This window comes from Persicitalea jodogahamensis, from assembly GCF_014651615.1.
In the GTDB taxonomy this organism is placed as follows: domain Bacteria; phylum Bacteroidota; class Bacteroidia; order Cytophagales; family Spirosomataceae; genus Persicitalea; species Persicitalea jodogahamensis.
The window spans coordinates 194,650-213,253 of record NZ_BMXF01000004.1 but is presented as its reverse complement, the minus strand read 5'-3'; the positions used below and the strand labels follow the sequence as shown (position 1 = coordinate 213,253).

General features: G+C 48.3%; 18 protein-coding genes. 5 read left to right on the top strand and 13 right to left on the bottom strand.

Annotation, left to right across the window (positions count from 1 at the left end; genetic code table 11):
• Nucleotides 1-15: 15 nt before the first annotated feature.
• From IE117_RS19230 to IE117_RS19170, 13 genes are all read right to left on the bottom strand, one after another.
• Entirely contained in the window at nucleotides 16-1,269 is a 1,254-nt protein-coding gene (locus IE117_RS19230) for an MFS transporter (protein WP_189566174.1), read from the bottom strand.
• A 128-nt stretch (nucleotides 1,270-1,397) separates the two neighbouring features.
• Nucleotides 1,398-2,495 (bottom strand): hypothetical protein, encoded by a 1,098-nt coding sequence (locus tag IE117_RS19225; RefSeq protein WP_229581164.1) that lies wholly within the window; start codon nucleotides 2,493-2,495, stop codon nucleotides 1,398-1,400.
• A 157-nt stretch (nucleotides 2,496-2,652) separates the two neighbouring features.
• Entirely contained in the window at nucleotides 2,653-3,567 is a 915-nt protein-coding gene (locus IE117_RS19220; RefSeq protein WP_189566172.1) for a VOC family protein, read from the bottom strand.
• Between the two features lie 29 nt (nucleotides 3,568-3,596).
• Nucleotides 3,597-4,031, bottom strand: coding sequence for a DoxX family protein (locus IE117_RS19215; RefSeq protein ID WP_189566170.1), 435 nt, complete (start codon nucleotides 4,029-4,031; stop codon nucleotides 3,597-3,599).
• 92 nt (nucleotides 4,032-4,123) lie between these two features.
• Nucleotides 4,124-4,723: a Crp/Fnr family transcriptional regulator gene (locus IE117_RS19210; protein WP_189566168.1), complete on the bottom strand. Its 600-nt coding sequence runs from the start codon at nucleotides 4,721-4,723 to the stop codon at nucleotides 4,124-4,126.
• 30 nt (nucleotides 4,724-4,753) lie between these two features.
• Nucleotides 4,754-5,905, bottom strand: a complete 1,152-nt coding sequence (locus IE117_RS19205) for a glycoside hydrolase family 5 protein (protein WP_189566166.1) — start codon at nucleotides 5,903-5,905, stop codon at nucleotides 4,754-4,756.
• Nucleotides 5,906-6,011: 106 nt separating this feature from the next.
• The gene (locus IE117_RS19200; protein WP_189566163.1) at nucleotides 6,012-7,757 is read right to left on the bottom strand and encodes an FG-GAP-like repeat-containing protein; all 1,746 of its coding nucleotides are present in this window, start codon (nucleotides 7,755-7,757) and stop codon (nucleotides 6,012-6,014) included.
• 34 nt (nucleotides 7,758-7,791) lie between these two features.
• Complete coding sequence (locus tag IE117_RS19195; protein ID WP_189566161.1) at nucleotides 7,792-8,382, bottom strand: HD domain-containing protein; 591 nt, start codon at nucleotides 8,380-8,382, stop codon at nucleotides 7,792-7,794.
• 26 nt (nucleotides 8,383-8,408) lie between these two features.
• Entirely contained in the window at nucleotides 8,409-9,173 is a 765-nt protein-coding gene (gene map, locus IE117_RS19190; RefSeq protein ID WP_189566159.1) for a type I methionyl aminopeptidase, read from the bottom strand.
• A gap of 179 nt (nucleotides 9,174-9,352) precedes the next feature.
• Complete coding sequence (locus IE117_RS19185) at nucleotides 9,353-9,952, bottom strand: hypothetical protein (RefSeq protein ID WP_189566157.1); 600 nt, start codon at nucleotides 9,950-9,952, stop codon at nucleotides 9,353-9,355.
• On the bottom strand, nucleotides 9,949-10,788 hold the full coding sequence (locus IE117_RS19180; protein WP_189566155.1) for a DUF4365 domain-containing protein: 840 nt from the start codon (nucleotides 10,786-10,788) through the stop codon (nucleotides 9,949-9,951). Before IE117_RS19180 ends, IE117_RS19185 begins: the two co-directional genes overlap by 4 nt.
• A 216-nt stretch (nucleotides 10,789-11,004) precedes the next feature.
• Nucleotides 11,005-11,415: a hypothetical protein gene (locus tag IE117_RS19175; protein ID WP_229581161.1), complete on the bottom strand. Its 411-nt coding sequence runs from the start codon at nucleotides 11,413-11,415 to the stop codon at nucleotides 11,005-11,007.
• A 105-nt stretch (nucleotides 11,416-11,520) separates the two neighbouring features.
• Nucleotides 11,521-13,734 (bottom strand): S9 family peptidase, encoded by a 2,214-nt coding sequence (locus tag IE117_RS19170; RefSeq protein ID WP_189566151.1) that lies wholly within the window; start codon nucleotides 13,732-13,734, stop codon nucleotides 11,521-11,523.
• 51 nt (nucleotides 13,735-13,785) lie between these two features.
• Between IE117_RS19170 and IE117_RS19165 the strand changes: the two genes are divergently transcribed.
• The 5 genes from IE117_RS19165 (at nucleotide 13,786) to IE117_RS19145 (ending at nucleotide 18,558) form a co-directional block, all read left to right on the top strand.
• Nucleotides 13,786-14,277 (top strand): CinA family protein, encoded by a 492-nt coding sequence (locus IE117_RS19165; protein ID WP_189566149.1) that lies wholly within the window; start codon nucleotides 13,786-13,788, stop codon nucleotides 14,275-14,277.
• 120 nt (nucleotides 14,278-14,397) lie between these two features.
• Nucleotides 14,398-14,850 (top strand): RidA family protein, encoded by a 453-nt coding sequence (locus IE117_RS19160; RefSeq protein ID WP_189566144.1) that lies wholly within the window; start codon nucleotides 14,398-14,400, stop codon nucleotides 14,848-14,850.
• Between the two features lie 165 nt (nucleotides 14,851-15,015).
• The gene (locus IE117_RS19155) at nucleotides 15,016-16,263 is read left to right on the top strand and encodes an efflux RND transporter periplasmic adaptor subunit (RefSeq protein ID WP_189566143.1); all 1,248 of its coding nucleotides are present in this window, start codon (nucleotides 15,016-15,018) and stop codon (nucleotides 16,261-16,263) included.
• Between the two features lie 92 nt (nucleotides 16,264-16,355).
• On the top strand, nucleotides 16,356-17,759 hold the full coding sequence (locus IE117_RS19150; RefSeq protein ID WP_229581237.1) for a TolC family protein: 1,404 nt from the start codon (nucleotides 16,356-16,358) through the stop codon (nucleotides 17,757-17,759).
• Nucleotides 17,760-17,895: 136 nt separating this feature from the next.
• Nucleotides 17,896-18,558, top strand: coding sequence for an ABC transporter ATP-binding protein (locus IE117_RS19145; RefSeq protein WP_189566142.1), 663 nt, complete (start codon nucleotides 17,896-17,898; stop codon nucleotides 18,556-18,558).
• Nucleotides 18,559-18,604 lie beyond the last annotated feature (46 nt).

The window sequence follows — 18,604 nt, the reverse complement described above, 5'->3', positions numbered from 1 at the left end:
AGTGGGTAGATTGAGTTAAATCTTGGTCAAAAGTATTTTCTCTGTGGGTTTTATGCCGAACCAGCAAAGGATTCCAAATAGGTTTAGTGCCACACCAATGTAAAAAAACGGTTCATCGGAGCCGAACCAAGCCTGCAAGTAAGGAAATGAAAGGGCGGTAAAGAAAGCGCCCAAATTACCAAACATATTCATTGCGCCCGACACGGTGCCCGAGAATATACCGCCGATGTCGGAGCACGCCGCCCAGGATGGGCTGAGCGTCATGTCAGCCCCAAGTACCGCCAGGGCCAGGAAGAAGGTGGCCATACCCGCGGTTTCGCTACCGATACTGAAAAACAATCCGATGGCTGCCAGCAGAAATCCAAGACCCGCCGTGAAGGTGCGGGATCGGCCGAAGTACCCACGCCGATACAGGCCATCGACCAGGCCGCCCGCCAGAATATTGCCGACTGCGCCAAAAACGAGCGGCAGCGAACTGTAAAATGCCGCTTCGACGGGTTGGAGCTGAAAACGAGCCATCAAGTGGGGAAAAAGCCAGGTCAGGCAGAAGAAAAACGTAAAGTTGCTGGCAAAGTACTGCCCCATCAATAGCAGTACGTTACGGTCACTCAACATTCTGGCAATCGGGAGGCTTTGTCCGCTGACTCTTTCCTGCGGTTGCCGGTGCGTGAGAATGTAGGTCTGCTCCTGTGATGAAATGGAAGCAAGCTGAGTGGGTTCATCACGAAAATAAAAGTACCAGACCAGGGCCCAACCAAAGCCAACTACCCCCAGCGTAGCAAAACTCCACTGCCAGCCGATGGCAACGATAAGCCAGGCTACCCCCGGCAGGGCAAGGGCGGCGCCAATGCGGCCCGCCGAGAAATTAATGCCATTGACCATACCCCGCTCCTGCACCGGAATCCAGGAAAACACGGTTCGGTTAATACTGGGATAAGCCCCCGCCTCCCCTGCCCCGAACAAAAAGCGGATGATGAGCATGCTGGCAAAATTCCAGGCCAGGCCCGTAAAGAAGGTAAACGCCGACCAAAAACTGACAATCAGCGTCAGCGTTTTTCGAGGGCCGATGCGGTCGGCCAGCATCCCGGAGGGTACCTGAAACAATGCGTATCCCAGCGAAAAAATAGAAAGTACCCAGCCCATCTGTTTGTCACTGAGCGATAACGACGCGGAAACTTCCGGCTTGGCAACCGAAATCAGAATACGGTCTACGTAGAGCAACATGGCCAGTAAAAAGGTACCGACAACGACCCAGTAGCGTTTTGGCATATTGGAATTAGGAATGGCTTTTCCTGAAAAGCATGTTCCTGACGGTCCTTACTTGTCACGATAGCCTGAGCGCAGGTTTTTAGCCACTTTCTGTAAAGCACTCTTCGAAATCCGCCCCAGCAGTACGCTTACTTCACACCGGTTATTTGCTTGATTTTGTTGAAGAAAGCCTTTTTATTCTCAGAGTTTATGCCCCAGTCGACCGGGATGCTCTGGTACCCTTCTTTCAAGTCCGTTATTCCTTTCTTCCGGTAGTCGAAGTAGCCCCAGGAGATATAGTTTTGGAGGGCAAGAGCCAAATGGCTCGAATCACTGTCGAAATCAAAATTGTCATCTTCATTGATCACAATAGGCATTTCCCGGTTCCCGACGGCTTTTTTCACCTTCGCGATGTGCTCTATGTACTTCTGTGTATCGCGAAGGGCATTGGCATGAAAGAGGACGAAATCCGCTGAATTGAGCACGTTTTGGGTCGGGGGGATCTGAGCAGGGAAGCTGGTACTTACCAGATAACGGTATCCATTCCGCTCGATGCCTTTTACCAAATCGATAAGTTCATGAACTCTCTGGTAAAGCAGTATTTCGTGATCGTACTGTTTGATCTGGCCCAGGGTCTCGTTGTTGATTTCGATCAGCACATGGCGATAGCCCTTGTCAAAAAGCCAGTGGGTCATGTTCCGGGTTGCGGCTATGATGGCCGCTTCATCCCGCAGCCGCTGATCCTGCCCAAAATAAAACAAACCGAGGATGACGACCATGCCCAGATCGTCCGCCTTGCGAAGGATCCTGTCCAGCCGCCGCATGTAGCCTGTGTGCAGGGTTCCGTCAGGATTGTAGCCAGGGTTCTGAAAATCAAAATTGCCGTAGCCGAACGGACTTCCTCCCTGCATGTTGACCGTTATGGCATTCAGACCGTAGCTTTTCCAGAGCGGCATGGCTGCCAGAAACTCATCGGTGTTGCGTTCAGCGTCCCATTTTTTGGTGTCAGGATAAGCAAACGTATCGGCACTTGCCGCGCTCAGGTTGTCAAATACCCCCTGCACCATGCGCGAATTCATGAGTAATCCCTCGATTTTGTTTCCCTGCCAGAAACGGCCTTCGTAGGTGGGTTTTCCGTTGAGGTAGAATTGATTGCCGTTAATGCTGACGGTAGTCTTTTGAGCATTGGCACTGAGGCCAACCAGCACCCAGATCATGGCGAAGGAAACGGAATAGTTGAATTTCATAAATAAGGGAAGTAGCCAAAAATGATCAAAAAAGGCACTTCACCAAGCTTTTATACCTACCCGGTCCTTATTATCCCCTGTTCTTTTTCTGAGACAGATTCAATGATTGTGGTCGTTAGAGCATCCCTATCTGAAAATCAATCATCAAATGCTCTGGCTATCGGTGGGTCATCACAATCAGATTTCCCGTTGGGTCTGATACCCGGAAGCTATCACCTGTTTCACCGCCTCCCCCCAGATTTTTAACAGCTTCCAGCATTTTGGCTTTTGACGCAAACTCGATGTTGAAATATTCCATGCCGGCATTTTCGCCGGGAGCGAGCGGTTTGTTCACCCCATGCCACGAATTCAAGGCGATCCGATGTTGAAAAGCGCCGCCTGCGCCAAGATCCGCATACTTGTACTCAGGCAGGTAGTTGAATTCCACAAACCCCAGCTGCTTATAGAATGCGTCCAGCTTTTCCAAGTCGTACGCGTACAGATGAAGGTGGCCTATTCTGGTTTCTTCTGACATCTGCCTGCTCAAATCTCTATCGGGTAAATATTTAAGGACGGCATCGACATCCAGAGACTCAGAAGCAGCACGGATGGTTCCATCTGCGTCTTCTACCCTTAAACCGTGTTCAGTCTTTATTTTTTTGAAGCGTTCAGGCGTCTCCAATGTAAACTCCACCGTAATACCATCGGGGTCTTTCAGATAAACCGCCCGGGACATCGTATGGTCAACCGGAGCACAGGGGTAGTTGTTAGCCAGCAAGCGGTAGAGCATTCTGGCAAACTCCTGCCGGTTTGGGGCGTGTACGGCAAAATGGTAAAGCCCGCTGTACCCCTGCTGGTAAGGAAAGGTGGCCGTCTGACTTACCACGACCAACGTTTTATCCTCCGTGCCAAATTCTGCCGTTTCGTTGGTGGAATGCCTCAACCTCATTCCAACAATCCTGGTCCAGAACTCAGTCGCTTTCTTAAGGGAAGTATTTCTCAGGTGAACAGCCCCGAAAGAGGCCAATTCACCTGAGTTCAATGCATGGCTGGTACCAGGCACAGCGTTTTCTGTTGATAAAACCTCCTCCATCGAATCGATTTTTTGTGATCCAGTAGTGATTACTTTCCCAGCTGACTGCTAAATCCAGCCTTCGGTAGTATGGGCGCCTTCACCATCCTGCCCCAGGCAATGAAGCCGGCAATGGCCGCAATGGCGAAATTCATGCCGATAACGGACGTTTCTCCACGGGAAATATGGAAAAAAGTGGCTAATACCATGACCAGGGCAAGGCCGATGGCTGCATACGATGTCAGGAAAGGTTTGATTCTCAGCAGGGAAGGAAGCAGTAATCCTACGGCCCCCAATAATTCACTGATGCCGATGAACCTTACCAACCATTCCGGAAACTCTGATGCCCAGGGCAACGTCTCCGACAGTTCGGAAATTGGAAGGAAAAGTTTGTTTGCTCCTGCCATCAGAAATAAGGCTGCCAATAGCCCTTGTGCTACCCACAAGGCGATATTTAAAGCTTTGGATGTGTTTTGATTTGCCATGAATACAATGTTTTAATTAATACTACGGCAAAAGTACAAGGTGCAGCAGGCGGCCTGCAATGAGGTATGATAAGAAATTCCGTTGATCCATGTCAACGTTGTTTCTTCGGGAAGGCGGCATGTTTAGCGCGAATACGGCTCAGGGTTTCTTTGGTCATCCCAAGATAGGAAGCAATCATGTGCTGAGGGAATCTCTGCAGAAACTCGGGATAAGTTTCTTCTAAATTGACCAGCCGCTCTTCGGCTGAAAGCGCTTTCGCGTGATGCACCCTTTTCAATAATTGATATGAATTTCTCTCCGTCAGTTTTCTGCTCACCTCCTTTAGAAAAGGCAGTGAGTCAATTTTTTCAAAAAAATCTTCCCTGGTAAATACCAGCAATTCACCATCTTCACAGGCATCGATGAAATAAGGGGAAGGGGTGCCATCTGCAAAGCTTTCCCTGTCTGCCACCCACCAGTTCTCTAGAAATAAATTCAGAATGCTCTCTTTACCAGATTCATCAATCGTGTACTGCCTGAAAGCCCCTTTGGTCACAAAACCTACCATTTGACAAACCTCGCCTTCCTGCAAAAAAAACATATGCTTCCGCATTCTTTTTACAGTAAATATCTCGCGAAGAGAAATTATCTCCGATTCTGTCAAAGGCTTATCGAGATGCTTATTGAAAAAGGCAATTAATGTATCGTACATTATTCGGTTAGTTATCTTATGACGTACTCCTCAGTACTTCATCAATAAATCCAGCAACTTGCGATCCAGTTTGTGTCCGTGCCAATCTTCATAGGCCACATCCTCACGTCCCGAATCCAACATACCAAAACTACCCCTGAATTCCCACAAAGCGTAGCCGATTCCGTTACTTTTCAACACATCCAGCACATCCTCAAACCAGGCCAGGAACACCGCGTGGGGCGTTTTATTGTAACAGCCGCACTCCCCGCAATGTACCCCTACGCCCTGTTTGGTGAGGGCGATCCAGGGTTCGTACTGCGCTTCCAGCATCGCGCGGCTCAGGTACTTGTCCCCCACCTGCCCGGGCCACTTGGGTTCGGGCAAATTGTCCATTTCCTTAAATACCCAGGGAGCTTTGTAATGGGAAATAATGCCCGGGTTATAACCCCGGCAACTTTGGGCAATGTTCAGGTCCGTGATTTCGGGAATGACGTTGCTGCCTACATTGTTTCCGTCCGCAATCACAAAATGATCGGGATTGTGCGCCCGTATGGCGCGGGAAGCTTCGAGCGCCATTTTCCGGTAGAGATCGCCCGGAATCGGACCACGTTTGGAGTGCTGATCGTTCATGTCCTCGCGGGTGCAGGGTTCGTTCAGCAGGTCGAAGCTTATTTTTTTGGCGGAAGTCTGGGCAAAGCGTTTGGCCCAGAAAGACCAGTGGTACACAAAATCCTCCATCGCCTGGGCATCCTGCCACAGATTGTACGGCTCTTCAAATCCCGCATTGACACAAAAGCCCGGCGCCCGGTGCAGATTCAGGCTCACATGCAGGCCGTGCTTATGGGCCAGGTACACCAGCTGCTCGATCCGGTCAGTGGCTTGCGTGTCGATGGCCCGGACCTCCGGGATTGCGATGGGTCGGCTCCGGTCGAATTTTACGTAGGAAGGATAGGCCATGGGAAGCCTGATGAAATCAAAGCCCCAACCGGCCATCCATTTCAGGTGTTCTTCAGTGGTAGCTGGACGACCTTTTCCAGGATCAGGGGAGAAAAAATCCAGCAGATTGAACCCTTTCCAGCGCGGCATCGGATTTCTGAGCGGCTGCGCCGCAGCAGTTGAAAGCAGACTGGAAGTGGAAAGCAGGCCGGCCGTAAGCGAGGCCGATTGCAGCAAAAAATCGCGACGGGTCGGGTGGGTCATTGGAGCAGTTTTCAGAAAACGGTATGGTTGGAGAAGACCTTTCTCTGGCGCAATCTACTATAAATCTTCCTGCAAAATGGAGCCTTCCCCACCAGGCCGAACCAAATCAATAATGGGTATGGTTTACAACCGTATTTTTCAAATACAGCGTATCTTTCTTACGGTCTTTGCCGCTATCAATAGCCGTGGCGCTACCGTATACCCGCAAAAAGCCGTTGCTTAAAGTGATCACTTCTTCGGCACCCCGGCCCGAGAAGTCGAACATGTGGAAGACCGGATCCGGAAAGTAGAGTTCGCCCTTGCCCCGGTTGTTAAGGCGGAATTTGTACCAAAAGAGTTCTTCCTTGCCATCGCCCCGCCAGTCACCTTTCACAAAGTCAGGGTTTCCGTTGATGGGCTGCCCCGGCCATTTGCTCAGTAAACTACCCTGGCGATCGAACCAATAGAGCTGACCGGACAGGTAGGGCTCACCGATCTGACGGTTGCCATAAACCCGACCACCCGCAACTACCTGCGGAGCGGGCGTATTTTTCAGGAAACTACCCACTTGTATTTGTTGGGTATGCTCGGCAACCTGCTGCCAGATGATTTTCCCGGTCATGGCTTCGTAAATAAAAATCCCGGTTTCGCTGTTGGCCGTCACGATATCCAGCTTCCCATCTCCGTTTACATCGCCAAACTTGTAGCTATCCGCATGATCGTGGTTGTCGGGCAGCAGATCGAAACGATTCCAGATCTCTTTTCCTTGGGCGTCGAGCAGCAACGAACCCACCAGCACTTCGTCGATGCCATCGTTGTTCAAATCTACCGGGTAGATGTAGTGCCCGAGGTTGTCCTTCTTCCGATGTTCGGTGTGCATCCACAACTGTTTTAAATCGGCGTCGTAAGTACTTACCGTCATGGTACCGCCGTAATCAGTAAAGACGGCCAGTTCGTTGGGAGCGTTTTTGGTCAATTTGGCAATGGCCAGGCGAAAGTTGTTGTACACATGCGGCAGAGGGCTGGTAGGCCAGTTGGTTTGCTTTTTTACGCGGCCGGTTTGCCCATCCGCCATCACCAGCATTTCTTTTCCTTCCGTCAAGCGCCAGTGCACGACCTCGGCCTTGCCATCACCGTCAAAATCCCAGAGTACCCCCGGCGCTTCAAACTCCGACCGCTCCTTAGTGTATTCTTCCGGGGCTTGCCATTGCCAGAGTTCCTGACCATTATTATCAAAAACATGCGCCGAGAAATCGGGTTCCAGCACCAGAAAGTCGGTTTTTCCGTCACCATTCACGTCTCCAAATTTCACTGCGTTGGAACGGGGGATTATATACTCTTTCAGCAGTTTGACGTCCGGGTTCAGTTGCAGGGTTAACACGCTTTCTTCATCAAGGGTAGTTGCCTCGCTCAACACCAGCACATCGAACACCGCCCCCGGCTGGATGCGGGTGATTTTCACGTAATTCAGTCCTTGGTGCAAATGGAAAGTACCCCCTGCCTTCCACCCCCAGGGCGCGCTCCCAAACACGGTGTCCGTTACTTTGTCGTTTACAGCTACTTTAAAAGCACCCTTATCACCGCCGCTTCGCACAAAAAGATGATAAGTACCTTCCTTCGCCGCGTCCACCCGTGTCATCAGGTTGGTGGCCGAGTTGAGTTTGATACCGGTGTTGTTAAACAGCCAGGGCACCCGCTGTTCGGCAGCCGTGGTGATTACATTTCCTTTGGGTACTTCGTCCAGAAATGAAGAAGCCGGAACCGGCAACAGGTTCTGTGCACCTGAATGGGTTGAAAAGAATAGGAAGTACAGGCAGAATGCAAGGGCTTTTTTTATAGGGCAAATGGCAGGGAGTCGAACAATGAAGCGCATATTTTAGGGACCACTCCTTCCGCCGGTATCCAGCTTATTTCTTCAAAATACCTTTTTCCACACTGTCGTTAATCAAATTTTCGGCGTAGTTCCAAATCGAGGTCGACCCGTGCTTAATTGCCTTCTTCTTGTCATACACCTTCTGATAAGGCACACCAAATTCTGCCCAGGTACCTCCATTGTTTGACGTGTTTTGCAGCAAGGGCTCAAGTCGATCCATCGACTTCGCAAACTTTGCCTCATCGGTACTACCCTCTTCGAATTCTTCCCAAATGGCAATGAATTCCTCAGCTTGTTCTGTTGGCAAAAGGCCGAAAATCCGTTTGGCGGCCAAAAGTTCCTCTTCGGTGTTTGTGTGGTTTTTCGAGGTGTCGTACATAAACGTATCGCCGGCATCTATCTCGACAATGTCGTGGATCAGTACCATTTTCAAAACCTTCAACACGTCGATCGGCTTGTCCGAATGCTCCGCCAGAACGATGGTCATCATGGCCAGATGCCAACTGTGTTCGGCGTCGTTTTCGGGTCGATCGCTGTTGAATAATTTAGTTTTGCGTTGAATGTATTTTAACTTGTCAATCTCCTTGATGAAAGCTACTTGTTTTAATAGGTTGTCAGTTGACATTAATTTTAAATTTTTGAGAAAACTCTTCAATTCCAAATCTCATTCATTTCGGTCAATATGATTGGCTTCCCGTCAGTAACCACAATTGTGTGTTCGTGCTGGGCCATAAACCCACCTTTATTTCCAACCATAGTCCAGCCATCTTTCAGCGTTTCAGCGTATGTTGAAGCGGTGGTAATAAATGTTTCAATAGCGACCACCGAATTCTTCTTGAATCGTGTCAGATTATACCGGTCCCGGAAATTCGCTACTTCACCGGGTTCTTCGTGAAGGCTTCGGCCTACGCCATGTCCGGTTAGGTTCTTCACTACTTTGTAGCCACGTTTCCTGCTTTCCTTTTCTATAATATGCCCTATGTCCGAAATGCGGACTCCCCCTTTAATATTAAATATTGCTTTGTGCAAAATTTCTTTTGAAGCGTCTACTAGTTTTTGATGCTGGTGAATGTCCCGCCCAAGCACAAAAGAACTACCGTTGTCCGACCAAAAGCCGTCAAGCTCGGCTGACACATCGATATTGACCAAGTCACCTTCTTCCAGTATTCTGGCGTCAGACGGGATACCGTGGCAAAATTCGTGGTTTACGCTGATACACGTCCAACCAGGAAAGCCATAGGTCAGATACGGGGCTGATTTTGCGCCGAAATCAGAAAGTATTTCAGCTCCGTAGTCGTCCAATTGTTTGGTTGTCATGCCGGGCTGAGCGTAGTCTCGCATTTCCTTTAAAGTACAGGCCACTGCTTCGCTCGCCCTCTTCATTCCAACCAGTTCCTCTTCTGTTCGTATTGACATATAGGTTTTATGTAAGCTTGGTTTTGGTTTTATAAAATCGCCTTGGATTGGCTGCTAACTTTTACGTTTGGTCAGGTTTGAATTATTTATTTGAATAATCAATGTTTGATTTTCTTGTTCGTTCGCGTTACAAACGCGAGTGGATGCAACGCCCGATCACAGATCTGGGTTAGCGGGGATTAGTAGGGGTATGGTCTAATATAAAAAAATGGCAAATCCCAACTTTCATTATTAAAGTAAATACTTTCCCATTCATTACCTGCCTCAAATTCTAATTCACAATATTCTCCATAACAAACATCAGCGTTGAGTATTTTCATCATAGAAATGACAGCTATTGGATATAATACCGTTTCGTCAAAGTCATATGCTAATTCAATTATATTTTCCGCATCATTATATAAATCAATAAATGACTTAAAAACTCTCCATGACTCTTCTTTACTTTCATCTAAATGTTTGGTACGCCCAATCTCTTCTTTAATTTCCTTATATAGTGTCCGCCAGTACAATTCTAATTCACGTTGTATAACGGGGATAAATTCAGACCTTTCTATAAACCCATCAATACAAATCTCAGACCAAATATTCTTATTCGTTTCAGAACAAATTTCATCATAACTGCAATTATCAATATAACTTTTTAATTGATAGGTAAGGCTTTCATAACAACTAATTTCAAAAATACCGTTTTTACTTTTAAAATGAACCAATGAATCGATTGCCTGTGCTTCATATTGGCCTCTTAAAAGATTACTATAAAGCTCGAAAGATTTCAAAAAAAACAATATCTTGGCACACCCTTATCTTTATTATTATAATTAAAGATATACTCTTGTACATTCTCAATATTACCACCAACAATTGATTTAATTTCTTCCCCCAATTTATTAAAATATTTTTTATTTATATTAGTTGAATCAAAAAGTGAGAAAATATATTTTTCAAGTTCAATTAATGAATAATAATATTGAGATTCCCAACTTAAAAATGACTTCCCTTCATCCCACTCACCCTCTTTCGGGCGATAAAATAACTCTTGTGTGACTATATATTCTTTGTATATAAGGTTTATAAAAACACCATCTTTTCCTTCATTAAAATTAGTAAAGTAGATAATTAGTTTACTAGTTTTGTTTTGAATGGATTCATTATAGAATGTTTTTGGTAACTTATATTTAAATTTAAATAAAGTGTTAACCAATAGATACTTTGAGTTTTCATTCAAGATATTATTAAGTGGAATATCAAGTTTCCAATTTTTAATAGTTTTTGATATAAAATCATGATTGTATTCTTGCCAATATATTATTTCAGTATTGTTATCTTGAAGCACAATAAATAAAGGGTAGTTCTCACTTATAGCGTTCCAATAATGATAGTGTCTTTCTGAGAAATAAAATGTCAAGAAGTTCCTTTTCTTTTGAAAATTACTTTCTCCACCTTTAATCTGTAATGCAAAGATTTTAATTTTACCATTCTCATCTATAGGTGTTTCTACCAAGGCATCTACCCCCAAATCAACAATAGGTTGCTCGCGAAAAATCCAGCCACAATCTGTAAAGAATTTTGCTGTATCATATATTGCTTTCCTTTCGGTCCTAAAATGGTTCAATTGTCACTTTTTAGTTAATTGAAGTTTTTTTTTATAATGGCAAAAAAATAATGCATATAAGAATAGTTATTCCAACAACCCTCTTTCTACAATCCTGTCTTGAATTACATTGCGTCTGCAATGTAACCCACTTTAAATAATATAATGATCTCTAATTTATAAATTTCCAACTACTTTCCCTCAAACAAAAATTACTCAGCCCTATTAGATAATTTCTCACATAAACATAATATCTGAGTTTGGCATTTTTTTTATTTTTTCTCTCTTCTTTAATATTTTACTTATCTCATCGGATAGTCTATCAAAGTTTTCAGCATCATTATTCCTCTCCTTTGTATCACAAAAAGTAGTATTCTTTGATTTCATGTACTTCGAATTAACTGTCATTTCTATTGTAGTATCAAAGAATGGAAATCCAGTGTCACTTTTCGTTGCACACCTGAATTCAGGCGGAAAAGTTGAAAACTTTATTTGTTCTGAAAAACGATATATCGACTCTAACTCTTTCTTATTTAAATAAGCAGTAATTACCGAATCGCCATAAGTGTACCTTTCAGAGTATTTCCCCGTTTCAGAATCATAGCTTGTCGTGGACCAAATTATTTTAAAAGCAAAATCATCAGGCATCTTATCTCCCCTTTGACTTTGACATCCAGAGAAAGTATATATCGACAACAGCAATAGCTTACAATAAAGTACTTTCATCATAACAATGTCCTGGGAATCATAAACCTACAAATTCTCGTCCAAAAACTTCGTCATCATCCGATACAAATGATAGCGCGTATTGCCGCCGCGCAGGGCGTGGGCGCGGTTGGGGTAGTAGAAGGTTTCAAACTCCCGGTTGGCCTCCACCAGCGCGTTCACAAATTCTACCGAGTTCTGGAAATGTACGTTGTCGTCGCCGGTGCCGTGGATGAGCAGGAACTTGCCTTTGAGTTGGGCGGCATGGGTGAGCGGTGAGTTGTCGTCGTAGCCCGAGGGGTTGTCCTGCGGGCGTTTGAGGTAGCGCTCGGTGTAGATGGTATCGTAAAAGCGCCAGGTCGTGACGGGCGCCACGGCGATGCCCGCCTTGAAATAGTCGGCCCCGACGGTCATGCAGAGCGAGGTCATGTAGCCGCCGTAGCTCCATCCCCAGATTCCGATGCGGTCTTTGTCCACGTAGGGCAGCGTGCCGAGGTACTTGGCACCTTCGATCTGATCCTGCGTTTCGAGTTTGCCGAGTTGCGCGTAAGTCGCCGTACGGAATTCCTTGCCCCGCGCCCCGGTGCCCCGGTTGTCGATGGACACGATGATGTAGCCCTTGTCGGCCAGGGTTTGGTGCCAGAGGTAGTCGCGGCTTTCCCAACTATCCACGACCGTTTGCGAACCCGGCCCGCCGTACACAAACATCAACACGGGGTACTTTTTGTTGGGATCGAGAGTGGCGGGCTTGATCATCCAGCCATTCAGCGACACGCTTTCGGAAGTCGTAAACTGAAAAAATTCCGGCTTTACGGTACGGTACTCGGCGAGTTTCCGGAAAAGATCCTGATTCGTTTCCAGCGTCCTGACCACCGTGGCCGCGGGAGCCTGCCGCAGCGTCACCGTCGGTACGGACTGCGCCGAACTGTTGTATTCAAGGTAGTACTTGTAATCGGGGCTGAGCAAAATGCGGTTGATCCCGCGCTTGTCGGACATCCGCACCGGGACCGGAGCCTGGTACCGGCGACGGCGACGCTTGGGCGCGCTGATGTCCTGGCGATACAGGTGACGTTCCAGAGGCGAGACGTCGGTGGACGTGTAGTAGATGGTTTGGGTCGCTTCGTCGATGCCCAGGAATTCGGCCACTTCCCAGCCGCCGGAAGTCAGTTGGCGGTCGAGGGTACCATCCATGTTATAGAGATATAGGTGCTTGAAGCCGCTACGCTCGCTGGAAAAGATAAATTCCTCCCCGTTGGCCAGGTAGGTAAGATCGTCGGTAAAAATAAGATCTACGTACGTGTCGCTTTCCTCAGTCAGAATCAGGGTAGTTTGTCCGGTCGTGGCATTGGCGTGCAGCAGATCGAGGCGGTTTTGCAGCCGGTTCATGCGCCGGATCGAGAGCAGGTTCGGATTTTTGGTCCACTCGATGCGGGGAATGTACTGATCCGCTTCGGGGCCAATGTCCATTTTGGTCGTTTTCTGGTTGGCCAAAGCGTACACCAGAATTTGCACCATAGCGTTGGCTTCCCCCGCTTTGGGGTACTTGAACTTATAATCCTGCGGATAAAGCCCTTTCCACATCTGCATATTGTACTCCGTCACCGCGCTTTCGTCGAAGCGCCAGAAGGCAATGCGCTGCCCGTCTGGCGACCAGGCGAACGCCTGCGAAAGCGAGAATTCCTCCTCGTAGACCCAGTCACCGGCACCGTTGATAATGTCGTTGAACTTGCCGTCGGTCGTGACGGCGGTTTCAGTTTGGGTGGCCAGGTCGGTCAGGTACAAATTATTTTCCCGCACGAAAGCCACTTTGGTACCATCGGGCGAGAACGTAGCAAACTGCTGCTTCCCGTTTTTCGACAGCTTTACGAGGGATTTTGCGGCTAAATCATACACGTAGTACTCCGCTTTGGAACTACGGCGGTAGATGGGTTCTTCCTCAGTAGTCAGGAGTAGTTTGCGTTCGTCGGGACTGAGTTGATAGCCTTCAATGGTAATTTTGTCGGAACCAGCCGCGACGGTAGCGGTACTTTGGTCAAAAAGCGTTTCGACCGCCTCGCCCGTGGCGATGCTGTACTTGACGACCTGACCCGGTTGCAGCGAGGTGTAAAAGCCGCCCTGCTTCATCCAGTTGACACCGGTGACGGTTTTGGCGGTGAAGGTATTGGCTTTGGTGCCGTAGATTTCTTCGAGCGTAATGGCGCGTTGCTGGGCGTGGACGAGGGTAGTAGTCAAGAGAAAAAGAATGAAGAGTGTTTTTTTCATTACTGGCAAAGTTTTTTATAAAAAGCCCAAATTAACTAAAATCCATATCCCATGCCATCCCATAATGTTATAGAACTTGCCCATTACATGAGGGAACAAGGTTTGACCATTTCCTTTGCAGAAAGCGCCTCCACCGGACGATTCGTCGACGAGTTCACGCGCGTGCCCGATTGTGGTAGTAGTGTACTCGGCAGCATCGTGTGTTACGACGAAAGCGTAAAGACAAATTTGTTGAAAGTACCCCGTGAGGCCATCGAGCAGTATACGGCCGAGTCGCCGGAAGTGACGCAATTACTTGCCGACCAGCTCAAAAAACTGATTCCGGCGAATATCATGATAGCAGTCACCGGACTGGCCTCGCCCGGCGGCAGCGAAACGCCCGAAAAGCCAGTGGGGACCATGTTTGTTCACGGTTTTATTGGCGACAATGCGTTCAGCAAGCGTTGGCATTTTACCGGCGAGCCGGATGACATCATCGCCCAGACCATTCATACCACGGCGAATTTTATACTGAACGAATTGAAAAATAACCCTAAACTTTAAACCGGTTAGCCGAAAGCCGTATAATTTATTTTGCGATTCGTTTGTTTGTCAACTACTCTAAATTTACCTTAACCCCAATTTATCAACCACTCCTTTTTAACCCTTCCAGACAATCAAACAATGACGTTTCAGCGCAGATCGACTCTCAAAAAATTATTCGCCTCCGTGGCCGGGGCCATCGGATTCGGTACCATGGCTAAATCGGAACCAACGCCTCCCCAAAAGGAAGTGGGTAAGGTAGTTTTGAATCAGGAAGTACCCTTGTACTCCAGCCACACCAAATTCAACAACATGGTGTTTGTAGCGGGCAAGATCGCCCGCATTGAGGGCGACATCACCGCCCATACCAAGTACGTGCTGGACGAAATAGAAAAGGAACTGATCAAAGCGGGTTCATCGATGGACAAAGTACTAAAAGCAACCGTTCTGCTGAATAGCCTCGATGATTATAAAGCGATGAATGAAGCATACCAGGGACGCTTCGGCGACAAGCCCCCTTGCCGCACTACCATGGCCGTTGGGGGCATTCCGGGCGGATCGCTGATCGAGATCGACTGCATCGCGTATATCTAGTTGCGTTCCCAAGTGTTCGTTTTGACACAAGCCGTGCGATATCGCACGGCTTTTTTTATTTAATATTTTTATAAAATTCTAATCTTCAACCACTTACTCAATGGCACAATGTTGTGATTATTTGAGAGCAATTAGCCATGAATATCTCTCAAACTACCACTTTAAATGGATCGCGAATTACCTGCCGACCAAATCAATAAATCCCGCAACCGAAAATGGGCGATTGGCATAGCCGCGGTGCTCCTGCTGGCCGCTTTGGTGTATGTCTTCAAGAAATCCATCAGTAGTTCCATCGAGGCGTCGCGGATCAGAATCGGGACAGTACAAAAAGGGGACGTCGAAAACACACTGGATGCCACGGGCGAGGTCATCCCGGCCTACGAGCAAATCATCACCAGCCCCATCCGGGCGACCATCCGCAAAGTACTTCTCACGCCCGGCACCCGAGTAGAACCGGGCCAGGCGATTGTGGACCTGGATAAATCACTGACCCAGATCGAATTTGAGCGCTACGAAGATCAACTGGCTTTAAAGAAAAACAGCATCGATCAACTGCGCATGCGGCTGGACAAAAACCTCTACGACGCCGAAATCAGCGATAAGATCAAACTCCTCAATATCAACAAACTGAAAGCCGATCTGGACGACGCCCGGCGGCTGGCCAAAGTTGGCGGCGGTACCGTCGAAGACATCACCCGAGCCGAAAACGCCCTGAAAATAGCGCAACTCGAAAAGCAGCAACTCGAAAATGATCTTGCCTACAACCGCAAATCAATGGGGGCCAGTCTGCGGGAAACGGAGTTGGGCGCGCAAATCGAAAGCAAGAACCTTAAAGAACTGCAACATAAACTACGCATGGCCGATATCGTCGCCGACCGCAAAGGGGTACTTACCTGGGTCAACGAAAACATCGGCTCCTCGGTAAACGAAGGGGAAATGCTGGCCAAAGTGGCCGACCTGGGTAGTTTCCGGGTTGAAGGTTCGTGCCCCGACGTGTACGCCGAACAGGTGAAGGTTGGGCTGCCGGTGATCGTCAAGGTGAACGATTCTACCCTGCGCGGCATCATCACCCAGGTAAAGCCTGCCGTGAAAGATGGGGTAGTCGGTTTCACGGTCCAACTGGACAACGCCCAGTCCGAGATGCTGCGGCCCAACATGAAAGTGGAGCTCTACCTGGTGACCAACCGAAGTACCAACACCCTACGGGTCGCCAACGGCCCGACCTTCAGTGGCAAGCGGAAGCAGTTTGTCTATGTACTTTCCGGCACTACGGCCCACCGCCGGGAGGTAGAAGTCGGTTTATCAAATTTTGATTTTGTGGAGATTAAGAGCGGTCTTTCTGCCGGAGATAAAGTGATTCTGACGGACATGAATGAGTACGAGCACCTGGAAGAAATCGTGATAAAGAAATGAGCGCAAACATGAATTTCGATACCCGATCAGTAAGTACCAGGTATTTAGGATTTTTTCCGGCTCTGGTTTGGGTACTTCTTGGCTTTTCCTCCATGAAGGTTTTTGGTCAAAATCAGCATTATACATTGGAAGAGGTAGTAGCTTTAGCTCGATACCAATCCCTGGCCAGCAAGCAGGCCGCCACCCAAAAGAAAACGAGTTTCTGGCAGTACCGCTCGTTTGTGGCCAACTACAAGCCTCAGCTTAGCCTGAATGGGACTTTACCTGGTTTCACGCGTTCGTTCGTCGAGGTAGTCCAGCCGGATGGCACGGTAGCATTTCAGTCGGTAGCCAACAACAATTCGTCCCTGAATCTTGCCCTTAGCCAGAACATTGCCCTCACGGGTGGGACCGTTTTCGTCCAACAGCAAATACAAAGGTTTGACGATTTTGCCCGCGACAATACGCGCTACAATGGTATTCCGTTTGCGGTGGGTATCATGCAACCACTCTTCCGCTTCAACGCCATGAAGTGGGAGCGGCAGATCGAACCCTTAAAATTTCAGGAGAGCAATCAGCAGTACATGGCCGATCTCGAAGGGGTCGCGCTCGATGCTACCGGGTTGTACTTTGATTTACTGATTGCCCAGGTCAACCTCCAGATCGCCGAAAAAAACCGGAGCAACAACGACACGCTCTACCAGATTGCGTTGCATAAGCTGGATTTGGGAAAGATTTCTCAAAACGACCTGCTCCAACTCCAGATAGGCGTGCTGACCGCCCAAAAAGACCTTGCTGCCGCCGAGCAGGCAGCGGCAGTGGCAACGTTACGGCTGAAAATGTTCCTCAGCTCACGCGATGAGCGCGAACTCGAATTAGCAATACCCCAGGAAAACGGGGCTTTTGAAATCGACCCGCAACGCGCGCTGGACGAAGCCTTCGCCAATCGTGCCGATGCCATCGGCTACCGCCGCCGACTCTTGGAGGCCGAGAGGGAATCACAACGCGCCCGTCAGGAAAATGGTCTGAACGCTTCGCTGGAAGCTACCTTCGGTCTTTCCAATCAGGGTGCCCGACCTGGCGATATCTACGTCGATCCACAAGACCGGCAGTTTGTTCAGTTGCAATTCACACTACCTATCCTGACCTGGGGCCGCAACAAAGCCCGCACCGAAATTGCGAAGGCCAACCAGGAATTTGCCCAGCAGTCGGTGGAGCAGGATCGGCTCACCTTCGAGCAGGAAATTTTTACCCAGGTAACCTTATTGCAAATGCTGCAAAAACAGGTGAAGCTCACCAAACTTACCGACAGTATCGCCGCCAACCGTTACCAAATCGCCCAGGATCGATTTATCCTCGGCAACCTCAGCGTCACCGACCTCGGCATCGCTACCCAAGAAAAGGACCGCGCCCGCCGGGATTATATTCTGGCGCTAAGAAACTACTGGGAAGCCTATTACAGTCTGCGGCTGCTGACCCTGTATGATTTTGAAAGAAGAGTTAAACTTGGGAGTTAAAAGGTTAAGCGGTTAATGGTCAAGCGGTATTTTCAGCTGTCCTGCTCCATTTAGCACGTCCATCATTTCTTTTGAAGTCCCGATATCGTTTAACCTTTTAACCATTAACCATTTTACCATTTTACCCAAAAATCTAATGTTACAATTAACGAACATCGACAAAACCTACCGTACCAGCTCGGTTGAAACGCTGGCGCTGAACAACATTAACCTTAATGTCAAAAAGGGTGAATTTATTTCCGTGATGGGTCCATCCGGCTGCGGGAAAAGTACCCTACTGAATATCATGGGTTTGCTGGACGAGCCTACGGGCGGTGAGATTTCCATCGACGGCAGTCGGGTTGCCAACTACCACGATAAGGAACTGGCCCGCCTTCGCAACGAGAAGTTGGGTTTCATTTTCCAGAGTTTTCACCTGATTAATGACCTCTCCGTGCTGGACAACGTGGAGATTCCCCTACTCTACCGCAAAACTTCCGCCAAAGTACGCCGCGAACTGGCGCAGGAAGCACTGGAAAAAGTAGGGTTGAGCAACCGTATGAAGCATTTTCCCAAGCAACTTTCGGGTGGTCAGAAGCAGCGCGTCGCGATCGCCCGCGCCATTGTGGGACGGCCCGAAATTATCCTTGCCGACGAACCGACGGGGAACCTCGACAGCGTGATGGGTAACGAAATTCTGGACATCCTGCAAAAACTCAACGACGACGGGGCGACCATTGTGATGGTCACACACGACGACGCGATGGCCCAGCGCACCCACCGACTCGTTCGTCTTTTCGACGGCACCCAGGTACTTTGAGTCGCAGAATCGCGTAAGTCCATCGTCAACTATCAACTACCAATAT

Excerpts from the sequence above, each read along its gene's own strand:
- IE117_RS19230 (WP_189566174.1), bottom strand. The coding sequence starts at position 1,269 with ATGCCAAAACGCTACTGGGTCGTTGTCGGTACCTTTTTACTGGCCATG.
- IE117_RS19225 (WP_229581164.1), bottom strand. The coding sequence starts at position 2,495 with ATGAAATTCAACTATTCCGTTTCCTTCGCCATGATCTGGGTGCTGGTT.
- IE117_RS19220 (WP_189566172.1), bottom strand. The coding sequence starts at position 3,567 with ATGGAGGAGGTTTTATCAACAGAAAACGCTGTGCCTGGTACCAGCCAT.
- IE117_RS19215 (WP_189566170.1), bottom strand. The coding sequence starts at position 4,031 with ATGGCAAATCAAAACACATCCAAAGCTTTAAATATCGCCTTGTGGGTA.
- IE117_RS19210 (WP_189566168.1), bottom strand. The coding sequence starts at position 4,723 with ATGTACGATACATTAATTGCCTTTTTCAATAAGCATCTCGATAAGCCT.
- IE117_RS19205 (WP_189566166.1), bottom strand. The coding sequence starts at position 5,905 with ATGACCCACCCGACCCGTCGCGATTTTTTGCTGCAATCGGCCTCGCTT.
- IE117_RS19200 (WP_189566163.1), bottom strand. The coding sequence starts at position 7,757 with ATGCGCTTCATTGTTCGACTCCCTGCCATTTGCCCTATAAAAAAAGCC.
- IE117_RS19195 (WP_189566161.1), bottom strand. The coding sequence starts at position 8,382 with ATGTCAACTGACAACCTATTAAAACAAGTAGCTTTCATCAAGGAGATT.
- map (WP_189566159.1), bottom strand. The coding sequence starts at position 9,173 with ATGTCAATACGAACAGAAGAGGAACTGGTTGGAATGAAGAGGGCGAGC.
- IE117_RS19175 (WP_229581161.1), bottom strand. The coding sequence starts at position 11,415 with ATGCCTGATGATTTTGCTTTTAAAATAATTTGGTCCACGACAAGCTAT.
- IE117_RS19170 (WP_189566151.1), bottom strand. The coding sequence starts at position 13,734 with ATGAAAAAAACACTCTTCATTCTTTTTCTCTTGACTACTACCCTCGTC.
- IE117_RS19165 (WP_189566149.1), top strand. The coding sequence starts at position 13,786 with ATGCCATCCCATAATGTTATAGAACTTGCCCATTACATGAGGGAACAA.
- IE117_RS19160 (WP_189566144.1), top strand. The coding sequence starts at position 14,398 with ATGACGTTTCAGCGCAGATCGACTCTCAAAAAATTATTCGCCTCCGTG.
- IE117_RS19155 (WP_189566143.1), top strand. The coding sequence starts at position 15,016 with ATGGATCGCGAATTACCTGCCGACCAAATCAATAAATCCCGCAACCGA.
- IE117_RS19150 (WP_229581237.1), top strand. The coding sequence starts at position 16,356 with ATGAAGGTTTTTGGTCAAAATCAGCATTATACATTGGAAGAGGTAGTA.
- IE117_RS19145 (WP_189566142.1), top strand. The coding sequence starts at position 17,896 with ATGTTACAATTAACGAACATCGACAAAACCTACCGTACCAGCTCGGTT.